Source organism: Promicromonospora iranensis, assembly GCF_028994775.1.
Taxonomy (GTDB): Bacteria; Actinomycetota; Actinomycetes; order Actinomycetales; family Cellulomonadaceae; genus Promicromonospora; species Promicromonospora iranensis_A.
Genome location: NZ_JAJQMN010000009.1, coordinates 311,823 through 333,890, shown reverse-complemented (window position 1 = coordinate 333,890; position 22,068 = coordinate 311,823). Strand labels below are relative to the sequence as shown.

The 22,068-nt window shown below is 71.7% G+C and carries 20 protein-coding genes and 1 tRNA gene; 7 read left to right on the top strand and 14 right to left on the bottom strand.

Annotation, left to right across the window (positions count from 1 at the left end):
- Positions 1-36 precede the first annotated feature (36 nt).
- The 3 genes from LUU90_RS18780 to LUU90_RS18770 form a co-directional block, all read right to left on the bottom strand.
- Positions 37-1,155: a hypothetical protein gene (locus LUU90_RS18780; protein ID WP_275005251.1), complete on the bottom strand. Its 1,119-nt coding sequence runs from the start codon at positions 1,153-1,155 to the stop codon at positions 37-39.
- Positions 1,156-1,256: 101 nt separating this feature from the next.
- Positions 1,257-1,832 carry a dCTP deaminase gene (gene dcd, locus LUU90_RS18775; RefSeq protein WP_275005250.1) on the bottom strand — a complete coding sequence of 192 codons (576 nt, stop codon included), beginning with the start codon at positions 1,830-1,832 and terminating at the stop codon, positions 1,257-1,259.
- A gap of 105 nt (positions 1,833-1,937) precedes the next feature.
- On the bottom strand, positions 1,938-2,393 hold the full coding sequence (locus LUU90_RS18770; protein ID WP_275005248.1) for a TM2 domain-containing protein: 456 nt from the start codon (positions 2,391-2,393) through the stop codon (positions 1,938-1,940).
- A 154-nt stretch (positions 2,394-2,547) separates the two neighbouring features.
- Between LUU90_RS18770 and LUU90_RS18765 the strand changes: the two genes are divergently transcribed.
- Positions 2,548-2,618: transfer RNA gene (locus LUU90_RS18765), tRNA-Gly, on the top strand.
- A 124-nt stretch (positions 2,619-2,742) separates the two neighbouring features.
- Here LUU90_RS18765 and LUU90_RS18760 read toward each other — a convergent pair.
- Together LUU90_RS18760 and LUU90_RS18755 are read right to left on the bottom strand one after the other, a co-directional pair.
- A complete protein-coding gene (locus tag LUU90_RS18760; RefSeq protein WP_275005246.1) occupies positions 2,743-3,129 on the bottom strand; it encodes a hypothetical protein in 387 nt (128 codons plus the stop codon).
- Positions 3,117-3,416 carry a hypothetical protein gene (locus tag LUU90_RS18755; RefSeq protein WP_274994446.1) on the bottom strand — a complete coding sequence of 100 codons (300 nt, stop codon included), beginning with the start codon at positions 3,414-3,416 and terminating at the stop codon, positions 3,117-3,119. The genes LUU90_RS18760 and LUU90_RS18755 overlap by 13 nt, the downstream gene beginning before the upstream one ends.
- A gap of 140 nt (positions 3,417-3,556) precedes the next feature.
- Here LUU90_RS18755 and LUU90_RS18750 point away from each other — a divergent pair, with 140 nt between their 5' ends.
- Entirely contained in the window at positions 3,557-4,276 is a 720-nt protein-coding gene (locus LUU90_RS18750; protein WP_275005245.1) for a GntR family transcriptional regulator, read from the top strand.
- Positions 4,277-4,325: 49 nt separating this feature from the next.
- Here LUU90_RS18750 and LUU90_RS18745 read toward each other — a convergent pair whose 3' ends face one another.
- Both LUU90_RS18745 and LUU90_RS18740 read right to left on the bottom strand, forming a co-directional pair.
- Positions 4,326-5,387: a pirin family protein gene (locus LUU90_RS18745; RefSeq protein WP_275005243.1), complete on the bottom strand. Its 1,062-nt coding sequence runs from the start codon at positions 5,385-5,387 to the stop codon at positions 4,326-4,328.
- A 537-nt stretch (positions 5,388-5,924) separates the two neighbouring features.
- Complete coding sequence (locus tag LUU90_RS18740) at positions 5,925-6,935, bottom strand: hypothetical protein (protein WP_275005241.1); 1,011 nt, start codon at positions 6,933-6,935, stop codon at positions 5,925-5,927.
- Between the two features lie 326 nt (positions 6,936-7,261).
- On the opposite strand from LUU90_RS18740, the gene LUU90_RS18735 reads away from it, so the two are divergent.
- Entirely contained in the window at positions 7,262-7,873 is a 612-nt protein-coding gene (locus tag LUU90_RS18735) for a TetR/AcrR family transcriptional regulator (protein ID WP_275005240.1), read from the top strand.
- Between the two features lie 96 nt (positions 7,874-7,969).
- Here LUU90_RS18735 and LUU90_RS18730 read toward each other — a convergent pair whose 3' ends face one another.
- The 3 genes from LUU90_RS18730 to ptsP form a co-directional block, all read right to left on the bottom strand.
- A complete protein-coding gene (locus tag LUU90_RS18730) occupies positions 7,970-9,106 on the bottom strand; it encodes a magnesium and cobalt transport protein CorA (protein ID WP_275005239.1) in 1,137 nt (378 codons plus the stop codon).
- A 311-nt stretch (positions 9,107-9,417) separates the two neighbouring features.
- Positions 9,418-10,296 carry a sugar phosphate isomerase/epimerase family protein gene (locus tag LUU90_RS18725; protein WP_275005238.1) on the bottom strand — a complete coding sequence of 293 codons (879 nt, stop codon included), beginning with the start codon at positions 10,294-10,296 and terminating at the stop codon, positions 9,418-9,420.
- A 58-nt stretch (positions 10,297-10,354) separates the two neighbouring features.
- A complete protein-coding gene (gene ptsP / locus LUU90_RS18720; protein ID WP_275005237.1) occupies positions 10,355-12,004 on the bottom strand; it encodes a phosphoenolpyruvate--protein phosphotransferase in 1,650 nt (549 codons plus the stop codon).
- Between the two features lie 187 nt (positions 12,005-12,191).
- Between ptsP and LUU90_RS18715 the strand changes: the two genes are divergently transcribed.
- The gene (locus LUU90_RS18715; protein ID WP_275005235.1) at positions 12,192-12,725 is read left to right on the top strand and encodes a PTS sugar transporter subunit IIA; all 534 of its coding nucleotides are present in this window, start codon (positions 12,192-12,194) and stop codon (positions 12,723-12,725) included.
- Positions 12,726-12,782: 57 nt separating this feature from the next.
- Positions 12,783-13,427 carry an HAD family hydrolase gene (locus LUU90_RS18710; protein ID WP_275005234.1) on the top strand — a complete coding sequence of 215 codons (645 nt, stop codon included), beginning with the start codon at positions 12,783-12,785 and terminating at the stop codon, positions 13,425-13,427.
- Position 13,428: 1 nt separating this feature from the next.
- On the opposite strand, the gene LUU90_RS18705 is transcribed toward LUU90_RS18710, so the two are convergent.
- Together LUU90_RS18705 and LUU90_RS18700 are read right to left on the bottom strand one after the other, a co-directional pair.
- Positions 13,429-15,432 carry an NHL domain-containing thioredoxin family protein gene (locus LUU90_RS18705; protein WP_275005233.1) on the bottom strand — a complete coding sequence of 668 codons (2,004 nt, stop codon included), beginning with the start codon at positions 15,430-15,432 and terminating at the stop codon, positions 13,429-13,431.
- 10 nt (positions 15,433-15,442) lie between these two features.
- Positions 15,443-15,658, bottom strand: coding sequence for a hypothetical protein (locus LUU90_RS18700; protein ID WP_275005231.1), 216 nt, complete (start codon positions 15,656-15,658; stop codon positions 15,443-15,445).
- A 259-nt stretch (positions 15,659-15,917) separates the two neighbouring features.
- Between LUU90_RS18700 and LUU90_RS18695 the strand changes: the two genes are divergently transcribed.
- Entirely contained in the window at positions 15,918-16,988 is a 1,071-nt protein-coding gene (locus LUU90_RS18695; protein WP_275005230.1) for a hypothetical protein, read from the top strand.
- Between the two features lie 271 nt (positions 16,989-17,259).
- The gene (locus LUU90_RS18690; protein WP_275005229.1) at positions 17,260-17,604 is read left to right on the top strand and encodes a hypothetical protein; all 345 of its coding nucleotides are present in this window, start codon (positions 17,260-17,262) and stop codon (positions 17,602-17,604) included.
- Between the two features lie 57 nt (positions 17,605-17,661).
- Here LUU90_RS18690 and LUU90_RS18685 read toward each other — a convergent pair whose 3' ends face one another.
- Positions 17,662-19,830 carry a S9 family peptidase gene (locus tag LUU90_RS18685; RefSeq protein ID WP_275005227.1) on the bottom strand — a complete coding sequence of 723 codons (2,169 nt, stop codon included), beginning with the start codon at positions 19,828-19,830 and terminating at the stop codon, positions 17,662-17,664.
- 117 nt (positions 19,831-19,947) lie between these two features.
- Positions 19,948-21,993 carry a cytochrome c oxidase assembly protein gene (locus LUU90_RS18680; RefSeq protein WP_275005226.1) on the bottom strand — a complete coding sequence of 682 codons (2,046 nt, stop codon included), beginning with the start codon at positions 21,991-21,993 and terminating at the stop codon, positions 19,948-19,950.
- Positions 21,994-22,068: the final 75 nt, after the last annotated feature.

Here is a 22,068-nt window from a genome sequence, read left to right as displayed (position 1 = left end):
GCACGAGGCCGGCACAGCGGGTAAAGCCCGGGGCTCTCAGAGGTCGGAGGGGTCTACCAGAAAGCCATCCTCGTCGGCGATCTCGCCTCCCGCGGCGGCGTGGACGGCACCGGCAAGCCGGGCCACCAGCTCCGCCGCGCGCTTCCGCGCGACTCGTAGCTCCATGGACGGGAACTCACGCTGCGACTCCACCAGGTCGTGCGGCTCCCAGTGCACCCAGTAGCGCACCGCGCCCTGCTCCGCCCACGGCAGGCCGCGCAGCAGGCGCGGCAGCTTCTCCTCGCCGGAGATCTCCACCGAGACGATGCCGTCGACGTCGAGGTCGACGATCAGTCCGTACCCGTCGAGGACACGCGGACCCGTGAGGGCCTTGATGTCGTAGTCGTCGGCGGCCGCGTGCAGCTTCTTGCGCAGCTCGGGGTCCAGGGGGTCGCCGGGGTAGAGCGGCTTGTCGGCGATGCCCTGTGGCGGGCCACCCCACTCCTTGCCCTCCATGTGGAGGCGGGCACGCGGGTGAACCTTCTGCAGGATGGTGTGCGCTGCCTGCGGGTCGAGCCAGACGTCCGAGTAGACCGTCATGTCGATGGCGGCACCGGCGTCCGGGGTGAGGACCACGCCGGCGCCCGGTTGTGCCGTCGGTCCACCCGGTGCGTCCCACATGCCGCCCACGTCCAGGCGGAGGGAACCACCGAGCCGGCGCGCCACCGAGACCAGCCACTCGACGAGCCGGCGCTCCTCGCGCTCGGGCATACCGGCCGCGAAGGCGCGCCCGATGCCGTCGCGGTCACCCGCGGGGAACGGCACCTCCCCGCGCTCCCGGTGGCAGATGATGTCGAAGGCCATCGCGGCTCCCGGCGGGACACCGAGGTCGAAGCCCTCGCCCGCGGGCAGGTAAGGGCCGTTCATCACAGCGTGCCGCGAGACCCGCAGCACCCCGACCTCCTTGCCCTGCGCGCGGCGCACCTGCGGCGCGCCCGCCACGTTGCCCGGAAGGATGCCCGCGGGGACGACGTCCCAGCGGGTCGCCGAGAAGCGGGAGAGCGCGAGAACCTCGATCTCGTCCAGCTCCACGTCGCCGGGCACGGTCAGTACGTGCCGTGCCTGGTGTGCCTGCGCCGCCGTGCGCGGCAAGAGCGGGAGCTGAGGAGCGGCCATCGGGGTCCCTTCTGACGTGGGGGGATGCCCGGTCCGCGCCGGGCACCCGGGAGCCTACCGCTCGGTGGGCACCCGTCGAGGCCGCTGCCCAGCGCTTGCGATCAGACCTCGGTGCGGTGGAAGTTCTTCGACGATCGGGAGGCTGTCGGACCGCGCTGACCCTGGTAACGGGAGCCGTACAGGTCGGACCCGTACGGGTGCTCCGACGCCGACGACAACCGGAAGAAGCACATCTGCCCGATCTTCATGCCGGGCCACAGCTTGATCGGCAGCGTCGCGACGTTGCTCAGCTCCAGCGTCACGTGCCCGCTGAATCCGGGGTCGATGAAGCCGGCCGTCGAGTGGGTCAGCAGGCCGAGCCGCCCGAGGGAGGACTTGCCCTCGAGGCGGGCGGCGACGTCGTCGGGCAGCGTGACCGCCTCGAAGGTGCTGCCCAGCACGAACTCGCCGGGGTGCAGCACGAACGCCTCGTCGTTGTCCGCCTCCACCAGGCGGGTCAGCTCCGGCTGGTCCGTCGCGGGGTCGATGAACGGGTACTTGTGGTTGTCGAAGAGCCGGAAGTACTTGTCGAGGCGCACGTCGATGCTCGACGGCTGCAGCATCGACGGTTCGTACGGGTCGAGGACTACGCGGTCGGCCTCGAGCTCGGCACGGATATCGCGGTCGGAGAGGAGCACCCGGATACGGTACTGGCCGCCACGGGACGATGCCGCCCCGTGGCCCGGCGGCACCGCTACAGGGTGTCCGTGCCGGGCCACCGGGCAACGGTCACCGGGCGACGGTCACCACTGCAGCGGCTTGTGCTTCGCGTCCACCGACCAGTAGCCCTTGCGCATCACGAGGTACAGGATTCCCTCGATGCCGCCCCAGATCGCCGGCACGAACCACGCGTTTCCCAGTGACACCGCCGTGATGAGCAGCATGATCCAGCCGAGGCCCTTGTAGCCCAGGTAGAACCGGTGCGCTCCGACGACGCCCAGCAGGATCCCGAGAAGACCCGCGGTGATCCGGGACTTGTGCCCCGGCACGTGCTCCACCGGCGGCGTAGGGCGGTCGTAGTCGTACTGCTGCTGGTAGTTCGCCGGACCGCCTCCCGGGATCTTGCCTCCGGGGGTCTTCATGGCGCGGGTCTCGCCCGGCGGCGGCGGGGGCTTTGACGGGCTCGGTGCGCGTGGTGGCAGCCGCTTCGTCTCCTGGTAGATGGGCTCGGTGGGCTTCTCGCTGGGGTGCTCGCTCACTGCTGCTCCGGCTGCTCGGCGACACTCGCTCCGTATCCGGTTCGGGCATCCGGGCGAGGTTGGGTATGATCGGGTCGCGCGCCAGGTTCACGGGCGCTGTTGCGGAACCCTAGCGGGCTTCGCGAACAGCAGATACCCGGCAGAACCGGACGATGCGGGTGTAGTTCAATGGTAGAACTTCAGCTTCCCAAGCTGATAGCGCGGGTTCGATTCCCGTCACCCGCTCCCCAGAGCAACGCCCCAGGTCAGGATGCAGATCCCGACCTGGGGCGTTCTTCGTTCGGCAAGCGCCGACACGGTCCTCGTGCCAGGCCCGCGCCAGGCACGTGCCCGTCCCGTCCGACGCTGCTCAGGCCCGCACCACCCGCACCGGCGCCGTCAGATGCAGCGAGACCGCCAGGCCGCGCTCGGACGAGGGAACCCAACCGCTCCAGCACCGCCACACCGGGGGGCCCTCGCCGTCGTGGTGTCCCTGCCGTTCCGCCAGGTGGAGCATTCCCGCGAGGCGCACCGCGTCGGGCACCCGGGCAGCGACGACGTCGACCGTGAGCACGCCCACCACGTCGTCCTCAAGATCGAGGTGGTCCACCCCCGCCCGGACGTCCAGCGTGTGGATGTCGAAGATGTGCGCGATCAGCGCGGTGACCCCGACGAGCTCGGCGAGGTGCGCACCCGGCATCGGGCAGCCCTCGGCGGCCGGGCCCGCGTCGCAGGAGCCCTCGGTCATGTCGGCCACGCCCGGATCGCTCGCGCCGTCCCCCGCAGCTCCGCGTAGACGAACATCTCCATGCCGTTCCAACGTCCGGTCCACACCGTGAAGCCCGGCTTGGTCGCCGGGTAGTCCGTCGCGACGGTGATCCCGAGCTGCTCCGCGATCTCCGCCCCCTCGGCCAGCCGTGCCGGGTGCACGACCAGATGGTCGCGAAACACCTCGACCCACTTGATCCGTGCGTCCCCTACCTCCGCCAGCAGGTCCGCCGCACCGGCCGCCGAATCGGCCAGGCTGCCCGCAATCGTCGCCATCTCTCCCACCTCTCCGCGCCTACCTCTAGGCGCATAGACAGCCTGTTGCGGGTGAACTGGGCACCGCAACCGCTACGCCGAAAAGTTGCGTATACGCACTGGCTGCGGGTTAGGTGGGTTCCGTGTCTAGAGAGGGACGTGTGACTGCCGCAAGCATCGCCAAGGATCTTCGTGCCGCGATCCGCTCCGGGACCTACAAACCGGGCGACCGCCTTCCGAGCGAAGCAGCGCTCATGTCGAACTACGGCGTGGCGCGCATGACCGCGCGCCACGGGCTGTCCATGCTCAAGGACGAGGGGCTGACCGTGACACGGCACGGCTCCGGCGTGTTCGTGCGTGCCTTCGAGCCGATCGTGCGGGACACCACCGGCGGCCAGACTGACGAGTCCACGGTGACCGCCGAGATCGACGAGACCGGCGCGGGGCTCACCGTCCGAACGCTGGCCGTCACGGCGGAGGCCGACGCGCCCGAGAAGGTCCGGACGGCGCTCGGCCTCGCCGAGGGTGACAAGGTGACCGTGCGCGAGCGGCTGCACCTGCGGGAGCGCAAGCCCGTGCTGTTCGCCACGTCCTACCTGCCCGCGTCGATCGCGGCCGGGACACCGATCGCGGAGCAGCAGGTCGGGCCGGGCGGTACGCACGCACGTCTCACCGAGGCCGGCCACGCGCCGGTGCGGTTCCGTGAGGACGTGGTGGGCCGGATGCCGACGATCGAGGAGATCGAGGAGCTGCGGATCGAACCCGGAACGCCGGTGCTGGCCGTCACGCGCACCGCGTTCACGCAGGACGACACCCCTGTCGAGGTGAGCTACGTGGTGCTCGACGCCGGCGAGTTCATGCTCCGGTACGACATCGACTGAACCCGGCCCGTCAGCGACGGCCTGTCAGGCCCCGGCCCGGCGGGCCCGATCAGCTCTGCCCCGGCCGCGCCCGGGGCTTCAGGCGGAGGTCCGGCAGGGCGGGCGCACGCAAGGGCCCGGCCGGATAGCCCTGCACCTGGCCGAAGCGGCGCCCGGCGGCGCCGCCGGTATATCCCGTCGCGCCGGCCGCCCCGGAGCCACTCTCCGGCCCGAGCTCCGCGACGAGAGCCATCCAGTCGGCGCGAGCCCTGACGATGTCCTCGTGCGTGCGGCCCATGAAGTTCCACCACATGATGACGTCCTCGGCGAAGGGCAGGCCGCCGATCAGGACCGCTCGCGCCGGCGCACCCCCCGCGGCGCGCACCACGACGGCGGACCGTCCGGGCGCGACGTAGCCGAGGCTGTACCGCGGCACCGCTGACCCCTCGAACGTCACGTCGCCGGAGTCCACGAGCAAAGCGTGCTCGTGCCCCGGGTCCACGTCGAGCCGGATCTCCGCACCGGGCTCCAGGTCGATCTGCGCCCCCACGAGCGGCGTGTACGTCGTCGCGGGCGAGTCCAGCTCCTCGCCGGCCACCGCCAGGCGTCCGATGAACACCTGCACGACGGCGCCGTCGTGCCGTGCCACCGGAAGGTCGCCGTGGTGCTCGAAGTGCGGGTCGATCCCCAGGGCCACCCCCGGCAGCGCCGTCCACAGCTGCACACCGTGCAGCAGGGGCGGGCGCCCCTCCGCCGGCGACTCCTCCGAGTGCGAGATGCCCACCCCAGCCGTCATGAGGTTCAGCTCGCCTGGTCGGACCGTCTGCAGCGACCCCACGGAGTCGCGGTGCAGGATCTCGCCCTCGAAGAGCCAGCTCACCGTCTGGAGCCCGGTGTGCGGGTGGGGCGGGACCTGCATGCCCGCGCTGGACGAGACGTCGTCGGGACCGTAGTGGTCGCTGAAGCACCATGCCCCCACGAGAGACCTGGCGCGCTGCGGGATGGTGCGCCGCACGTTCATCGCCCGCGGCCCGCCCAGCGGTACCTCCCGCGGGGCGAGGAGCTCGATGCCGTCACCCTGCTCGCCGGCGGTGCAGACCTGCTCGGCCGGCCGGGTCTCGAGGTTGCTCATGGGCAGAGCCTAGATCCAGGTGGGGAGCCGGGCCCAGGACCCCGGGGACGGGCCGTCCGGCGGGCAAGCCAGGGCCCCCGGGGCAGGCCGGGGGCCCTGGCATCACCGCGTACCCGTGGTCCGCCTTCGGTGAGGACCAGAGCGCCGTGTCGACGTCACGACCCCGAACCGTCCGTCAGACCTGGAGCACCAGGCCTGTTCTCCACGGACGTTCGGACGCGGGCGGTCTTCCGGCCCCGTACAAGAACCTGTGGCGTCATCCACAGCCCGTACCGCGGCACGGGATGCCCTGTCGTTCTCCGGTCAACCATGTGTCCGATGTCCAGGCCGGTCGGTACTGCTGCAGCGCACCGAATCTGCACCCGAATCGTCGAACCATTGCCTCGTTTCTATCCGCGTGTCGTAAGGGCGGCAACCGCTCCACCGTTGTAATTTTCACCCGATCTTCGCCCACAGTTCTGTCCACAGGAACAGCCCCGGAATTCCCACATCACCCACAGGGCTGTGGACAAAATCTGTGGATAACCGAAAAGCTGATCACACCCAGGCGCGTGATCCGGGGGCGCCGCCCGCTGTCGAGTCGTTGCGCCCGTCGAGCTCCTCCGGCACGGCGATGAAGCCGCCGTCGTCCACGAGGATTCCCCCGATGCGGCTCTGGATCGCCACCGCGAGGCGGGCGAGCGAGGCGCGCATGCGAGCCCGGGCAATCACGTGCAGCCCGGACGCCTGCTCGAGCTCCAGCTCGTAGGGATCGGCAGGGACCCAGCTCATGCGGTAGGCGAACGGGCCGTAGCTGCGCCAGTCCAACGAGCCGAGCGCGCGCGGCACCCGGTCGACACGCTCCATGTCGATGACCAACGAGCCGTCGTACGCGGTGCTGCCGGCGAGGGTGTAGCGGGGCGACCCGTCGGGCGTCATCTGCTCGGCGGAGACGTCCGCGGTGGCGATGAGCGACCGAAGCATCGGCAGCACGTCACCAGGCAGGAGTGCGTGCGCCGCGTAGAGCGCCAGGTTGACCGACGCCGCAGGGTCGGGAACCAGTGGCTGCCTGCCGTCCGCGAGCACGCCGCCACCCGACTTGCGTGCCGCCGCGACCATCCACTGCACGATGCGCAGCTCCTCACCCTGCGGCAACGAGTGAGGGAAGGCGCGCGCGATGCCGTCCCGGTCGTCGTACGACGTCGGGGCCGCGCCGCGGACGTCCCGGAGGCCGTCCGCGCGGGACACCGAGTACGCCTCCGCCTTCGCGGCGGAGATCCGGAGCTCCGCGAGCTGCGCCTCGCCGACCTCGAACGGGCCGGTCGCCACGTGATCCTCACCCAGCCGCATGACACCGGCGACAAGCGCGTCAGGTTGCGCCATACCCCGGAACCGGGCACCGGCCATCCGTCGAGAGCTCGACGTGCGGGTCGGTTCTCGGAGCCACTCGATATCGGAGAACCACGCGGCAGCAAGCTCGCTGACCGCGACGGGGCCGTTCGTGCTGGGCAGGATCAGAATGTGGCCCGAGGCGTGTTCCGCTGGAATCACACCCGCCAGAAATGTCATGCGAAGCACTTTACTGCCGGTCACTTTCAGCCATGATGCAGGCATGTTACAAAGAGGAAACACGCTCGTGACACCAGGCGTAGGCCATTAAGCCACCTGACGATCCTTATTTCGACGCGACCCAATATGCATGCCTTTGGATATTCATTGGCGACTGAGTCTCAGTGCAACCAGGCGAACGACGCGTCGTTCAACCGCTGCAAAGACCGCGTAGGTCGACTTAACGTCATCTTCGCCACAAGGCCGGGCTCCGCCGCCGCGCCGCTCGCGGCCGGGCCGCGATCCGGCGTTCCAGTTACCTGACGACTCGTGCATATGATGTCAGCATGCCCAAGATCATCGGCAAGAGCCTGCACGAGCACCGCCAGATGACCAGGCACAAGCTGTTCACCGCTCTGTCCACCCTCATGGCGGAGCGCGGGTTCGACACCATCACGCTGGCCGACATCGCCGCGGCGGCGCACGTCGGCCGGACTGCCGTCTACAACCACTTCCACGACAAGGAAGCGCTGCTCCTCGGGTTCATCACGCATGAGACCGAGCAGTACGCCCACACCCTGGAGCGAGCGCTCGACGGCGTGGACGACCCGGTGGAACAGCTGCGTACCTACATCCGCCAGCAGGCTCAGCTCACTCGCGTCTTCCATCTCGCCCCAGGCCCGGACCTGCGTACGGTCCTGTCCCGTGCCACGCAGCAGCGGCTGCGCGAGCACGCCGACATCGTGGAGGCGATCCTCCGTCGGATCCTCGCCGCGGGGATCGATGCGGGGACGTTCCCGCCCCAGGACATCGAGCCGACGGTGCACCTCGTCAACGCCTGCCTGTCCGGCCGGCTCATCCCCGACGAGCCCGCGGCTCGCGAACGCACCATCCGCGCCGCGGAGTCGTTCGTGCTGCGCGCGGTCGGCGCACGCGTACCGGAACCCGTCCCGGCCTGATCCTCCCGGCCTGGTCCCCCTGGTTGTGGGCGCGATCATCGCGCCGACAGCGGGCACGTCGTCGCAACGGTCGCGCCCACAACCAGGAAAGGTGCGCTAGATCCAGCGCTTCCAACGGAAGACGCCGAAGAGGCCGACGCTCACGGCCAGCATCGCGACGAGCGCCGCCGGGTAGCCGTACGCCCAGTCGAGCTCCGGCATGACGTCGAAGTTCATGCCGTAGACGGTGCCGACGAGCGTCGGGGCGAACAGGATGGCCGCCCAGCCCGAGATCTTCTTGACCTCCTCGCCCTGCCGGATGCTGACCTCCGACAGGTGCTTCATCTCCTCGTTCTGCCGCTGTGCGACGAGCGTGGCGGCCACGGTGAGGATGTCGCGCAGCGCGGCCCGGAAGACCTCGATGCGGTCGGCGGCCTCGGTGAGGTGGTCCGCGACGTCGCGCAGGTAGGCCTGCAGCTCCGGGTCCACGCCGTACTTGTCCGCGCCCTTGGCGAGCGAGGCGCAGAGGCCCTGCTCGGGCCGCACCGCGCGCTGGAAGTCGATGACCTCGCGGGACAGCTCGTAGATGCGCCGTGACACGTCAGGGGCACCGCCCCAGACGTCGGACTCGATCTCGTCGATGTCGTGGTCCAGTCCGGCGACGACCGGCGCGTACCCGTCCACGACGCTGTCGAGGATCGCGTACAGGACGGCCTCCGGCCCGCGGGAGAGCATCTCGCGGTCGGACTCCAGACGGCTCCGCACGGCCGCCAGGTCGGGCGAGGCGCCGTGCCGCACGGTCACCACGAAGTCGGGGCCCACGAAGACGTGCAGCTCGCCGAACTCGACCTCCTCGGCGTCGTCCAGGTAGCGAGCCGCCCGGAGCACCACGAAGAGGGTGTCGCCGTAGCGCTCGATCTTGGGCCGCTGGTGCGCCTGGATGGCGTCCTCGATGGCGAGCGGGTGCAGGTCGAACTCCCGCGCGAGCGATGTCAGCTCGGACTCGTCCGGCCGTTCCAGCCCGATCCAGGCCATGCCACCGGGCCGGGAGCGGAGCGCGCTGAACGTCTCCGCGAGGTTGTCGTAGCCGGCCCTGCGGATGCCGTCGTCGTAGATCGCGGCGGCGACCACCGCCGAGCGGGGCGCGGGCGCGGCGGGACGCGGGGCGACGTCGGGCACGACATCGACGGCGCGGCGCGGGCGCAGGGCGCCCAGCAGCGGACGGGAGGGGCGGGAGGGCAGGAACGTAGCCATGGGGAACTCCTGGGGTCGAGCGCAGGAAAAGGACTGCGAACGGACACCGCAGCAGAGACGGCCGAACGACCGGTGGACCTCACGCCCCGGGAAGGGCGGAGCGCACCGGTGCGCGAGAACCCGCGAACACGCGGGAGGGAACCGTCAGCTCAGCTGCGGTTCGGACTACTCGGAGGCTCGCTGCGGGTCATGCGCGCCACCTCCTTGGTCCCTGCGGCAGATCGCCGCGCCGTACGTTCTCGACAGTGGCCCAGTCTAGCCACGCCGAGGCGCAGAATCGAACCCTTTCGAGAGCAGGATCACACAACTCGTCACCAGGCGTCGTGCGGACGGTGGTTAGCCCCCGGCGGGGTGTGGAACTCGTGCGGCGTCGGCGACAGGTAGGCGCGCGCGAACTGCAGCGACGCGGCCAGGTCGTCGTGACGCTCGGCAGCCGTGCGGGCCGCCCGGGTGGAGATCTCCACGCAGACGTCGCCGCTCCAGCCGCGGGCGACCAGTTCCTGGAGCACCTTCTCGGCCTGCATGCTGCCGCGACCGGGAACCAGGTGCTCGTCCCGGGGGCCGTGGTTGCCGTCCGCGAGGTGCACGTGCCGGAGGCGGTCGCCGAACGTGTCCAGGAGCATCAGCGCGTCCTGCTGCGCCACGCTGGCGTGCGACAGGTCGAGCGTGACGGCGTCGTAGTCGTGCTCCGCCGGGTCCCAGCCGGGCAGGTACGCCTGGAACTCCCGCTTGCCGCCACGCCACGGGTACATGTTCTCGACGGCGATCGTGATGCCCGTCGTCTCGCTCAGCGCGCGCACCTGGTCCTGGAACTGCCGCGCGTACTTGTACTGCCAGCGGAACGGCGGGTGCACCACGACGGTGCCCGCACCGAGCTCGAGGGCCATCTCCGCGGTCCGTTCGAGCTTCGCCACCGGGGAGCGGCCCCAGACCCGCTGGCTCACCAGCAGCGTCGGCGCGTGCACCGAGCGCACGGGCATGCCCGTGTCGGCGGACAGCTTGGCGAGGGAACGAGGATTCTGGGTGACCTCCTCGGACCAGATCATGACCTCGACCCCGTCGTAGCCGAGCTCCGCGGCCGCCTCGAAGGCCAGCGGCACACGGCGTGGGAAGACCGACGCCGTCGAGAGCGTGACCTGCACCTCGGGTGCGGCCGGCTCGTGCGGTTCGGTCCGGATCGATTCGGGCATGCGGGCCACCTTAAAGCGCCTACGTGACTGTGATGTGACCAGTGGGTTCAGATGGGGTTCAGGCGAGCAGACGTTCCTGCATGACGGCGCGCGCCGCCTGTGCCGTCGAGCAGTCGAGCACGGTCCGTGCCAGCTCCACGCACTCGTTGCGGGACACGCCTGCCAACGTGCTCGCGACGTCGGCCAGTGCGCGGGGCGTCATGGACAGTGACGTTACGCCCAACCCCACCAGGACGGGGGCGAGCAACGGGTCAGCCGCTGCCTCACCGCACACGCCCACGGGAGCACCATGCATCGCACCGCCCTCACACGCCACCCGGACGAGCTCCAGGACGGCCGGCTGCCAGGGCGTCGACAGCGCGGCGACGCCGGCCAGGTCGCGGTCCGCCGCCATCGTGTACTGGGTGAGGTCGTTGGTGCCGAGGCTCGCGAACGACACCTCCGCCAGCACGTGGCGCGCCTGGAGCGCGGCGGCGGGCGTCTCGATCATCACGCCCGACTGCTCCAGGGCGTGCGCCGCGCAGGCGGCCGCGAAGTCGCGCGCCTCGTCCACCGTCGCCACCATCGGCGCCATCACCCAGACCTCGGCCGTCTCGGCCGCGGCGGCCTGGGCTATCGCGTCCAGCTGGCGGTCCAGCACGTCGGGGTGCGCGACGGCGGTGCGCAGACCGCGCACCCCGAGCGCGGGGTTGTCCTCGTGGTCCGGGGTGAGGAAGCGGAGCGGCTTGTCGGCACCGGCGTCGAGCGTGCGGACGACCACCCGACGACCCGGGAAGTGGGACAGGACCGCCCGGTACGCGGTCACCTGCTCCTCGACGCTGGGCTCCTCGCCCCGCCCGAGGAAGCAGAACTCGGTGCGGAACAGGCCGACGCCCCGTGCGCCCGCGGCAGCGGCGGCCTGGGCCGCCGCGGGGTCCGCGACATTCGCCACCAGCTCCACCTCGGACCCGTCGCGGGTGACGCCACGGCCGTCGAAGGTGGCGTCGGTGATCCGGCGTCGGGCGCCTTCCACGTCCGCCGGGGACGGCGTCCGCAGGACGGTGCCGATGGTGCCGTCGACCACCACCTCCTCGCCGTCGGTGAGGTTCCCCGCACCGGGCAGTGCCACGACCGCGGGGATGCCGAGGGCGCGGGCGAGGATCGCCATGTGCGAGGTCGGTCCGCCGCGGGCCGTGACGACCGCGGTCACCACTGCCGGGTCGAGCATCGCGGTGTCCGCGGGAGCGAGGTCGCTCGCGACGAGCACGAAGGGGTGGCCGGGATCGGGGACGCCGGGCGGGGCCGCGCCCGTGAGCGCCGCGACGATGCGGTCCCGGACGTCCCGGACGTCGCGGGCGCGTTCTGACATGGGTGGGCCGAGCGCCTCGAGCTGCGTCGCCACCGAGCCCGCCGCGTCCCACACCGCGCGTTCAGGGGTGAGCCGGTCCTCCCGGACCCGGCGCGCGGCGCCCGCGGCGAGGGTCGGGTCGGCGGCCATGGCGGCGGTGACCGCGAGCACGTCCGCCGCGGTTCCCGAGGCTCGGCTCGCCCGCTCCGCCAGGTCAGCCTCCACCTGGGCGGCGGCCTCCTCGACAGCGCGAACGGCTTCGTCGGCCGAACCCGACAGGCGGGTCGTCCTCGGCTCGGGCACGCGGGCCGGCATCCGGACCACCGGTCCCGCTGCGCGCCCAGGGCTCGCCGGAACCCCCGTGAGCCTCTCGCTCGTCATCCGTACGCTCCCCCAAAGGCTCGTCGTCGAGTGCGCTGGGAACGTTACACGCGAGCGCCCCGACGAGCGAGGTTCCGGCTGGTCGGAAGGGCCGGTACCCCGGAGGACCGCGGGGAGCACGGACGCCCGGCCGGGTGCAGGCAAAGGGTCGCCCTCGAAGGAGTCCGCGGTCTGACAAGATGACCCCATGGCCGAGGCCCTGATCGTCGGATCCCCCGTCGTCGGACGGGTCGTCGCGATGCGCGACGTGCCCGATCCAGTCTTCGCAGAGAGCATCGTCGGCCCCGGGCTCGCGATCGACCCGGACCCCGAGCTCGGTGGGCGGGTGGTCGCACCGTGCGCCGGAGTGGTGGTCAAGCTGCACCCCCACGCCTTCGTGCTGCTGGCCCCACCCGCCGAGCCGCCGGCGGCTGCCGAGCCACAAGCCCCTCCCGAGCCGACGGCGCGGTCCGGACCGGCCGCCGGTCGGGGTGTCCTGGTGCATCTCGGCATCGACACGGTCCAGCTCAAGGGCGCGGGCTTCGACCTGCTCGTCGCGGAGGGCGACACCGTCGTGGCCGGCCAGGAGCTGGTCGCCTGGTCCCCTACCGAGGTGTCCGACGGCGGTCGCTCGCCCCTCGTACCGGTCGTCGCCCTGGACCTCGGCCCCCGCGGGCTCGAGGAGCTGGTCCGTCCGGGGGCGCGGGTGCAGGCCGGCGACGCGCTGTTCCGCCTGCCCTGATCTCGGTCCACGGCGACGGTTACCCTGTTCGGCGGCATGCGTCCTAGGGTCGGGGGCATGGTGCGCACGGTGGTGTTCGACGTCGGTGAGACGCTCGTGGACGAGTCCCGGATCTGGCTCCGGTGGGCCGAGCGGCTCGGCGTCCCGCCGCTCACGTTCCTCGGCCTGCTGGGCGGCTGCGCCGCGCTCGACCTGCCGCACCGGGACGCGTTCGAGATGGTGCGCCCGGGACTGGACGTCGAGGCCGAGATCGCCCGGTGGGCCCAGGACGACCCGGCGGGCCTGCGCAACGGGTTCGACGCCGACGACCTGTACCCCGACGTCCGGCCCGCCCTGACGGCGCTCCGGGAGGCGGGCCTCGACGTCGTCATCGCGGGCAACCAGCCGCCCGAGGCACGCGCCGCACTGGAGGCGATGGACCTGCCCGCGAGCGCGATCCGGACCTCTGACGAATGGGGCGTGCAGAAGCCGGACCCCGAGTTCTTCGCGCGCGTCGCCGAGCTGTCGGGTGTGGCGCCCGAGGAGATCGCCTACGTCGGTGACCGGCTCGACAACGACGTGCTGCCTGCCGCGGAGGCAGGGATGCGGCCGATCCTGCTCCGCCGTGGCCCGTGGGGCTATCTGCACGCGCTCCGCGCGGAGGCCGCACGGACGACGGTGATCAACTCGCTGAGCGAGCTGCCCGGGGTCCTGGCCGCCTGAGTCAGCCGCGGAGCGGGAGCGTGAGCCCGGCGTCCCCGTCCGGCACCACCCGGACCGGGACGCCCCAGTCCTGCTGGGCGAGGTGGCAGGCCGGGAACACGCCAGGATCCGGCTCGCCGTTCGGTAGCAGGGGCACCTCGTCGCACGACGCCGCCTTGGCGGTCACGTGCAGCACACCCTCGGTCACCTCGGGGTTGATCACGAGGTCCCGGAACAGGTCGGTTCCGCTCCCCGCCCCCGACAGCAGCAGCTCCGGCGGAGTGGCGCTGACCTGGAGCGACGTCGACGGTCCCCAGCGGTCGTCGAGCTTCTGACCCGGTGCCGGAGCGAACGGCACGTCCAGCCGGAGCGGACCGGCGCCGACGTCGGTGGCGGGCCGGGCGACCCGGTGCGCGCCGCCGTCGAGCACCTCGCCCGCCAGGCTCGCCGGGAGCGCCACGCGGGTGAGGCGGTGGGCCGCCGACTCCACGACGACCAGGTGCACGGCATCGTCCGCGACCTCGACGAGCACGTCCGACGGCTCCGCCAGGTCCTTGGCCAGGGTCGTCACCTCGGCGGTGGCCGGGTCGTACCGGCGCAGCGCGCCGTTGTACGTGTCGGCGACGACGACGGAGCCGTCGGGCAGGGTGGCGACCCCGAGCGGGTGCTGCAGCAGCGCCTGGTCGGCGGCGCCGTCCCGGTGGCCGAAGTCGAAGAGGCCTTGGCCGACGGCGGTCCGCATCTCCACACCGTCGCCGCCTTCCGGGAGGATCCGGCGCAGCGTCGACGTCTCCGCGTCCGCGAGCCAGATCGTCCCGTCCGCGGCCCGTGCGAGCCCGGACGGCTGCGCGAACCAGGCCGCGGTGCCCGGCCCGTCCTCGAGTCCCTCGTTCATGGTTCCGGCGAGGAGGCGGACGCTCCCGTGCCCCTCGCGTGCGACAGGATCGAACGCCCAGAGCGTGTGGTTGCCGGCCATGGCCGCGACGAAGGCTCCGAGCTCTGGCGACCACTCGACGTCCCACGGCGAGGAGAGGTTCACGATGCGCGCGGGATAGTCCTCGCTGGAGTCGAACGGCAGAGCAGGACCGTTCACCTCCGGGACGAGCCGGGCACCGGGTACCACCGGGCTCTCGTCGACATGACCGGAGCGCAGCACGTTCTCCTGGCCGCCCACCATGAACTGCCGACCCGTCCCCGCCAGGGTGACCACGACGCCGTCGGCGATCCGGACACCACGCAGGGCGTGGTTCACCGTGTCGGCGACCACGACGTCGTAGCCGAGTGGGGTGCGCAGCTCGTCCGGCACCAGGCACAGCCCGTTGGGCTCCGAGAACCGTGCCTCGTCCGGCCCGCCGTCGACCAGCCCGCGCTCGCCGGAGCCGATCCGCCGCACGAGCGTCTCGCCGTCGGGCGCGAGCTCGGCCAGCGAGTGGTGCCCGGCGTCCGCGACGAGGAGGTTGCCGCCCGGCAGAACGAGGGCTTTGGCAGGGAACCGCAGCGTGCCCGACACCGGTGCGGGCGGCACGTACGGCCCGGAGCCCCGGTACAGCGTGCCCTTCGCGGAGTGCTCGGCAATCAGGTCGGTCACGAGCGCCGCGATCGCGGAGCCGTGCCCCTCGCCCGCCATCTGCGCCACGATGTAGCCCTCGGGGTCGATGACCACGAGCGTGGGCCAGGCACGTGCCGTGTACGCGCCCCAGGTGACCAGATCCGGGTCGTCCAGGACCGGGTGCCGCACCTCGTACCGCTCGACCGCCGCGGCGAGCGCGTCCGGGTCGGCCTCGTGCTCGAACTTCGGCGAGTGCACGCCCACGATCACCAGCTCGTCGCGGTGCTGCTCCTCGACCTCGCGCAGCTCGTCGAGGACGTGCAGGCAGTTGATACAGCAGAAGGTCCAGAAGTCGAGCACGACGACCTTGCCGCGCAGCTCGGAGAGCGTGACGCTGCGGCCGCCGGTGTTCAACCAGCCGCGCCCGACGAGCTCGGACGCACGGACCCGGGGAAGGTTCTGGACTCCTGTACTCACCGGCCCATTGTCACTCCCGGGGTGCGCTGTCCTTGCCGCTGTCCGGCCTACGGGCACGCCACTGCGCGACCAGGGCCTTGTCGGCCCGCCGACGCGTGAGTTCGCTCTTGCTGGAGTGCACGGCAGCCCGGTGCGCGAGCAGAGCGGGGCGGTCCCGCTCGAGGGCCCACATGAGCGCCTCGCGCACGTCGGCGCGCGTCACCCGCACGCTCCGCGTCTCGTCCATCGTCCCGATCATTCTCGCCGTTCCGTGTTCTCCGGCGCCCGGAACGGGCGCCGCCAACGATTCAGGAGGTCATCCGAGGATGTTTTGTGACATCCCAGGTCTTCCTGGCTTTCACCCGGCCATGGTTGGGTGTAGCAGAGGAACGTACCGCGCAAACCTGGCGGGGCGATATCCGCCTATCGGATGACTTTCTGGGACAGACCGGCGTGTCGCCACCGTGGGTGCCGTGTGTGTTGGTGGGTGAGGAGAGGATCAGGGCATGGACCGCGACCAGGCCAGGAAGATGAAGGAGCAGCTCGCAGCCTTCGCCAGAGAGCTCGCCGAGAAGCATGGAGTCGTGGCGACACCGCGGTCACTGGGCGGTCGGACGGTGTCGGAGGCTGCCGACGTCGTACGCGCTCCCACGCTCGCCCTCGGCCTCGTGCCCCAGGCCGAGGGCGGCTTCGGCATCGCCGTCCGCTATCGCCTCGGGATCCCGCGGGCCCGCTCGATCGTGCGCAAGGTCTCAGCCGAGGTGGGGCCCGACGTCGACGTACGGCGCACCGGGCGTATCCGCCCCGTGAGCGAGCTCGGCCCGCGTCCGCCCGCACCGACGTCGCAGGCCGACGGCGACACGGACCGGCGCCGTCCGCTGCGGCCCGGCATCTCCATCGGCCACGTGGGGGTCACGGCGGGCACCCTCGGGGCGTTCGTGACCCGCGCGAACGGTGGCGGCGGCCGCGCCGGGGACAGCCAGCTGTACGCGCTGTCGAACTACCACGTGCTGGCCGGATCGCCCGAGGCCCGGCCGGGCGACATCGTCCTGCAGCCCGGCCCCGCCGACGGCGGCCTGGCGCCGGGCGACCGGATCGGCGAGCTGACACAGGTGGTGGACCTGGACACGTTCGAGCCCGCCTTCACGGACGCCGCGATCGCGCGTCTCGACCGGGTCCCGGTCGACTTCGAGTACCCCGTGGGCCGTGTGGTGAAGACGGCGCGAGCGCTCGGCGGCGAGACCGTCGGCAAGGTGGGCCGCACGACGTCGGTCACGCGTGGCCGGGTCACCGCCATCGAGCTCGACGACGTCATCGTGGGCTACGAGGACCTCGGTGCGCTCAGCTTCGACGACCAGATCGAGATCGAGAGCCTCGACGACGAACCGTTCTCGCGTGGCGGCGACTCGGGAGCCCTCGTGTACCGGGAGGACGGCGTGGCGCTCGGCCTCCTCTTCGCCGGGTCGGAGTCCGGCGGGCACAGCGGCAAGGGGCTCACGTACGCCAACCCGATCGATCACGTGCTCGAGATCCTGGGGGTCGAGCTGGCCCGGGAGCAGCAGGGCGCGTTCGAGTGACCGGTGCACACGTCTGCGAAAGGATGCATGCATCCGGGTGCAGAATGCCCGCATTCGAGTGACGTTCGGTATGCGCACCAGCGTTTCCAGCGCCGGGCGTGTCGTTCCGGACGGCTGGAGCACGGGCGTGTCCGGACGGCGCGTCGCGCCCCGAAACCCGGCTGACCTGCGAAACCACCTGTGGGTGCGCAAGGAGGTGTTCGGCCGTCCCCGAACCACATGCAAGGGGGTAGACACGGGGGACACAATGGATGACCAGGAGGTGATCGGGATGGCAACACTCGACGAGGCTCGGTCGGCAAAAGCCGCATTGCGGGAAAAAGTGACCGGGCTTGACGGCGTGATCGGCGTTGGCGTCGCCCCTGAGTTCACGACGTCCCTCGGGCAGCCCGTGCGCGAGTACCCAGCACGGAAGCACGCAGAACCCGGCACGTCCGGTGGATCGCCGGTCGAGGTGCTCGCCGAGGAGGTCTCGGTCGAGCAGGTGACGGGCCCCGGTGGAAGCTGGGTGCTCCAGGTGAACGTGACCGACCCTGGCCTCGTGGACAAGGTGCCCGAGGAGATCAACGACGTAGCGGTACGCGTGCGCGTCGTGGGCGCCGTCCGGGCGGGCTGAGAGCAGCAGCCGAGGCAGAGCGCCGCGGGGGCGCTCCACCTCAGCATGCCCGCCTGCTCAGCCGAGGGTCGTCGGCAGTTCCGGCGTCTCGCCGAGCACCTGGTCGGCGAGGAACGCCGACACCACCTGGTACCAGACCTTGGCGTTCTGCGGTGTGAGCACCCAGTGGTTCTCGTCCGGGTAGTACAGGAACCGGTGCACGGTCTCGCCGTCGTCCGACGCCGGGAGGCCCGACTTCGTCAGCAGCTCGAACCACAGCCGCAGGCCCTCGCCGATCGGGACGCGATAGTCCTTGTCGCCGTGGATCACGAGCATCGGGGTGCGGATGTCGCCCACCGCCAGGTGGGGGCTGTTCTCCAATGCCATCTCCGGCGTCATCTCGCGGGCCCAGTAGTAGCCCGCGTCGGTGGTGGGACCGAACTGGTCCAGAGCCCACAGGCTCGCGTGCGTCACCACCGCCTTGAAGCGGTCCGTGTGCCCGGCCACCCAGTTGGCCATGTACCCGCCGAACGAGCCACCCATGGCCGCCGTGCGTGTCTCGTCGATCTCGGGCAGCGCCTCGGCGGCGTCCGTGATCGCCATGAGGTCGGTGAACGGCGCCTTGCCCCAGGCGCCCCAGCCACGCTGGACGAACTCCTGGCCGTACCCGGTCGACAGCGCCGGGTCGGGCAGCAGCACCGCGTAGCCCTGGGCCACCATCAGCCAGGGGTTCCAGCGCCAGCTCCAGGCGTTCCAGGAGCCCAGCGGGCCGCCGTGGATCCACAGCAGGAGCGGGGCCTTGGTCTCGGGGCCCGCGTCGGCGGGCAGCGCCAGCCAGGCACGCACCCGGAAGCCGTCCTCCGTGGTGGTCTCGATCTCGGTGAGCCGACCAGGCAGTGCGGGAGCCGCGACCGGTGAGCGCAGCAGGGTCGCGGCGACCGGCGTCCGCTCCCCCGGTGCGCCCGAGGCGAGGAAGCCCGCCAGGTTGATCCGCACCGGCTCGGCCGGGGCCGCGTAGGAGGTGCGCAGTGCGAACACGGTGGCACCGTCGGGCGTGACGGCGAGGTCGGAGAAGACCGCGTCGTCCGCGGTCAGCTTCTCGACGAGCACGTCGCTGCCGGGCAGCGCACCGGAGAACGTGAGCAGGAAGACCGGGCCGCGGCCGTCGTCGTCGGCCTGGACCAGGAGGCCGCTGCCGTCCGGGAGCCAGGTGGGCCGGCCGGGCCAGCGGTCCCAGTCGTCCGCGAGGACCACCGGCTCCGCGGAGCCGTCCGTCGGCACCAGGGCCAGGCGGATCACCGGTGCCTCGTCCGGGGACGAGATCGACTCGGTCACGTAGGCGACCCAGGCGCCGTCCGGCGAGATGCGCGGGCCGCCGGCGTCAGCGTCGGGGTCGTCGACGAGTACCCGACGGTCACCGGTCGCCGTGTCGACGACGACGAGCGTGCTCCGGGTGGCGGCACCGGCGTCGGGCACGTTCCAGGTCGTGACCAGCGTGGCGCCGTCGGCGGAGAGGTCCGCGGAGTGCTCCTCGAGGTGGCGGCCCGCGCCCGTGAGGTCGCGCAGGTCGAGGTGCTTGCCCGACGACGGGTTCTCCTCGTCCGGGGTCTCACCCTTCGCCTCGGCGGCACCGGGCAGCGGCGACGCCGGCTCGTCCGCGAGGGTCGCGAGGTCACCGGCGAGGCGCCGTACCTGGTCGGGCCCGAGGTCATGGTCCCAGAACCGGACGGGGTAGCCCGTGTGCAGGATCGCGGAGACCTTGTGGTCCTTGCGGGCCTTGCGAAGCTCGGTGTCCTGCGCCAGTCCCTTCGCGGAGGGCAGGAGGGAGGCGGCGACGCTCACCGTGTCGGCGTCGCGGGCGGTGAGCGCCCCGGAGACGCCGCCCGGCGGGGCGGCGACCACCCGGGCCTCGCCGCCGCGAGCGGGCAGCAGCCAGAGGGCCGACGTCGGCTCGGTGCCCTCCTTGCCGTCCGGGTCGGGCCTGGCCGAGGTGAAGAGGAGGTCGCCCGCCCGGGTGAAGACGGCGGCCGACTCGCCCTTGGCGGAACGGGTGAGCCGTCGCGCCGGTACCTCGCCCGCCGGGTCCACCTCCCACAGGGCGGTGCGGTAGCCGGTGCGCTCGTCGTCGAGCGTCTGGACGGTGGCGACGAGGCGCGTGCCGTCCTGGCTGGCCGTGAGGCCGGCGACACGCGGGATCGCGATGTAGTGGTCGAGGTCGTGGAACGGGGTCTGCGGAGATTCGCTCACGCGCCACACCTATCACGCCCAGCCCTTGGTCGTGGGCGTGATTATTGCGAACGCGCGCCCGGTTCGGGCGCGACGATCGCGCCCACCACCGGACGAGGGGGTCCGGACGAGGAGAGGTCAGTCGCCGTGCCTGGTCGCCTCGTTCGCCTTCTCGGCGAGCATCTTGTTGTACGCCTCGAGCTCGGCGTCGCCGTCCCGCTCGGCCTTGCGGTCGTTCCGCTTGGCCTCACGGGCGTCGGACCGCGCCCAGGAGATCGCCACGCCGACCGCGAGCAGCAGGGTCGGCAGCTCACCGATGCCCCAGGCGACGGCGCCACCCTTCTGCTGGTCCTCGATGGCGCTGGGTCCCCACGGACGGCCCATGAGCCCGAACCAGTCGGGCACGAGCAGAGCGGTGCCGGAGGTCAGCGTGACGCCGAAGAAGGCGTGGAACGCCATGGTGGCGAACAGGAGCACGAGCCGCAGCGGGTACCCGGGACGGGACGGCCCGGGGTCGACGCCGATCAGGGCGTTCGCGAAGAGGTACCCGACGAGCGTGAAGTGGGCGATCATCCACAGGTGGCCCGCGTAGGTGGTCAGCGCGAGCTCGAACAGGGGCGTGAAGTAGAAGACGATCATCCCGCCCGCGAAGAGCACGGCGGCGACCACGGGATTGGCCATGAACCGGCCGATCGAGGAGTGCACCAGCGCCAGCACCCACTCGCGCGGCCCGCGGGAGTCGTCCTTGCGCGCGGGCACGGCCCTGACGAGCAGGGTCACCGGTGCGGCCAGCACGAGGAACAGCGGCACCACCATCGCGAGGACCATGTGCTGCACCATGTGCGCGCTGAACAGGACGTGCCCGTAGGCGGCCGCACCGCCGTTGGTGGCCCAGAACAGGACCACTATGCCGAGGCACCACGAGATGGTGCGGCCCACGGGCCAGGCGTCCCCCCGACGCCGCAGCCGCAGCGTCCACCGCACGTAGACGAGAACGGCGGCAGCACACGCGAACGCGACGATGACGTCCCACTGAAACTCGGTGAACCAGCGCAGCGCGGTGGGCTCGGGCGGCAGGGGGTGGCCGGTGACGAGCTCGGCGGGGGTCGGGTCGGCGATGGCCTCGTCGGGAACGGGCGGTGCGGTGGAGCCGAGGGCGACCGCCACGCCCGACACGGCGCCCATCACCCCCACCTCGACGGCCGCGAGCCGCCAGAACAGGCCGATCGCCGCGTTCCTCGTGGTGGTCCCGGCGGAGAGCCGGGCGACGACGGTGCTGCGGTGCAGGTAGCCGAGGCTGCCGAGGACGATCAGCAGCGCGGCCTTGACCACGAGCAGGATCCCGTAGTCGGTGCTCAGCCCGTCGAGCGAGCCGATCCGGATCCACGCGCTGACGAGGCCGGAGACCGCCACGGCGGCGAAGCACCAGAACGCGATCTCCGAGTAGCGCCGGATCACGTCGGCGGTGGCCGCGTACCGGAGACCGACGAACACGATGGCAGCCAGCCCGCCGATCCAGAGGGCCGCTCCGCCGAGGTGCAGGAACAGGGCGGAGATCGCGACATCGTGGCTCGCGGCGCCGGCCGCATGGCCCGTCGAGGACTGCATGCCGAGGGCGACCAGCGGCAGCGCGCTGGTGCACAGCGCACCCACCGGGCCGCGGACCAGCAGCGCGACGGCCGCCGTCAGCGCGGCGACGATGATGATCCCGAGGTAGGTGCGCCCGACGGAGATGGTCGTGACGTACTCCATCAGGGCGGGGCCGAACCCCTGCGCGTCCAGTGGCAGGTAGGTGGACCACGAGAACCGCAGCACGAGCTGGACCAGCGCCGCGAGGGTCCACACACCGGCGGAGACGCCCGCGACCCCGAGAGCCCGGTCCACCAGGGGGCCGCGCGGCAGCACGAGGGCCGCCAGAGCGAGGGCGCCGACGGTCAGCGCCACGGCCAGCTCGGTGGCGACCGTCGCTACCGGCATGCCCCAGCGCACGATGACGCCCGGGTCGGCGAAGTTGGCGAACGCGGTGAAGGCACCGGAGAACGCGCCCGCGGCGAAGAGGGCGGCCAGCGCCACGAGCACCGCCGTCGGTAGGGCGGCGACGAGCCACGAAGGGCTCGTCGGGCCGGTCGCGGGGCTCGTCCGGGCGGTTCTGCTGGCCCTGTTCCGGGCGTCGGTCGGGGTCACGCGGTCCAGCCTAGGCGCGCCGCGATGCGGTTCTGACCGTCTGCGGGTGTCCGGTTGACCACGCCGCAAGCATCC

What these genes read in the sequence shown, in the direction of transcription:
- LUU90_RS18780 (WP_275005251.1), bottom strand. Translation starts at nt 1,155, where the DNA reads ATGGCCGCTCCTCAGCTCCCGCTCTTGCCGCGCACGGCGGCGCAGGCA.
- LUU90_RS18755 (WP_274994446.1), bottom strand. Translation starts at nt 3,416, where the DNA reads ATGGCGACGATTGCGGGCAGCCTGGCCGATTCGGCGGCCGGTGCGGCG.
- LUU90_RS18745 (WP_275005243.1), bottom strand. Translation starts at nt 5,387, where the DNA reads ATGAGCAACCTCGAGACCCGGCCGGCCGAGCAGGTCTGCACCGCCGGC.
- LUU90_RS18740 (WP_275005241.1), bottom strand. Translation starts at nt 6,935, where the DNA reads ATGACATTTCTGGCGGGTGTGATTCCAGCGGAACACGCCTCGGGCCAC.
- LUU90_RS18735 (WP_275005240.1), top strand. Translation starts at nt 7,262, where the DNA reads ATGCCCAAGATCATCGGCAAGAGCCTGCACGAGCACCGCCAGATGACC.
- LUU90_RS18730 (WP_275005239.1), bottom strand. Translation starts at nt 9,106, where the DNA reads ATGGCTACGTTCCTGCCCTCCCGCCCCTCCCGTCCGCTGCTGGGCGCC.
- LUU90_RS18725 (WP_275005238.1), bottom strand. Translation starts at nt 10,296, where the DNA reads ATGCCCGAATCGATCCGGACCGAACCGCACGAGCCGGCCGCACCCGAG.
- ptsP (WP_275005237.1), bottom strand. Translation starts at nt 12,004, where the DNA reads ATGACGAGCGAGAGGCTCACGGGGGTTCCGGCGAGCCCTGGGCGCGCA.
- LUU90_RS18715 (WP_275005235.1), top strand. Translation starts at nt 12,192, where the DNA reads ATGGCCGAGGCCCTGATCGTCGGATCCCCCGTCGTCGGACGGGTCGTC.
- LUU90_RS18710 (WP_275005234.1), top strand. Translation starts at nt 12,783, where the DNA reads ATGGTGCGCACGGTGGTGTTCGACGTCGGTGAGACGCTCGTGGACGAG.
- LUU90_RS18700 (WP_275005231.1), bottom strand. Translation starts at nt 15,658, where the DNA reads ATGGACGAGACGCGGAGCGTGCGGGTGACGCGCGCCGACGTGCGCGAG.
- LUU90_RS18695 (WP_275005230.1), top strand. Translation starts at nt 15,918, where the DNA reads ATGGACCGCGACCAGGCCAGGAAGATGAAGGAGCAGCTCGCAGCCTTC.
- LUU90_RS18690 (WP_275005229.1), top strand. Translation starts at nt 17,260, where the DNA reads ATGGCAACACTCGACGAGGCTCGGTCGGCAAAAGCCGCATTGCGGGAA.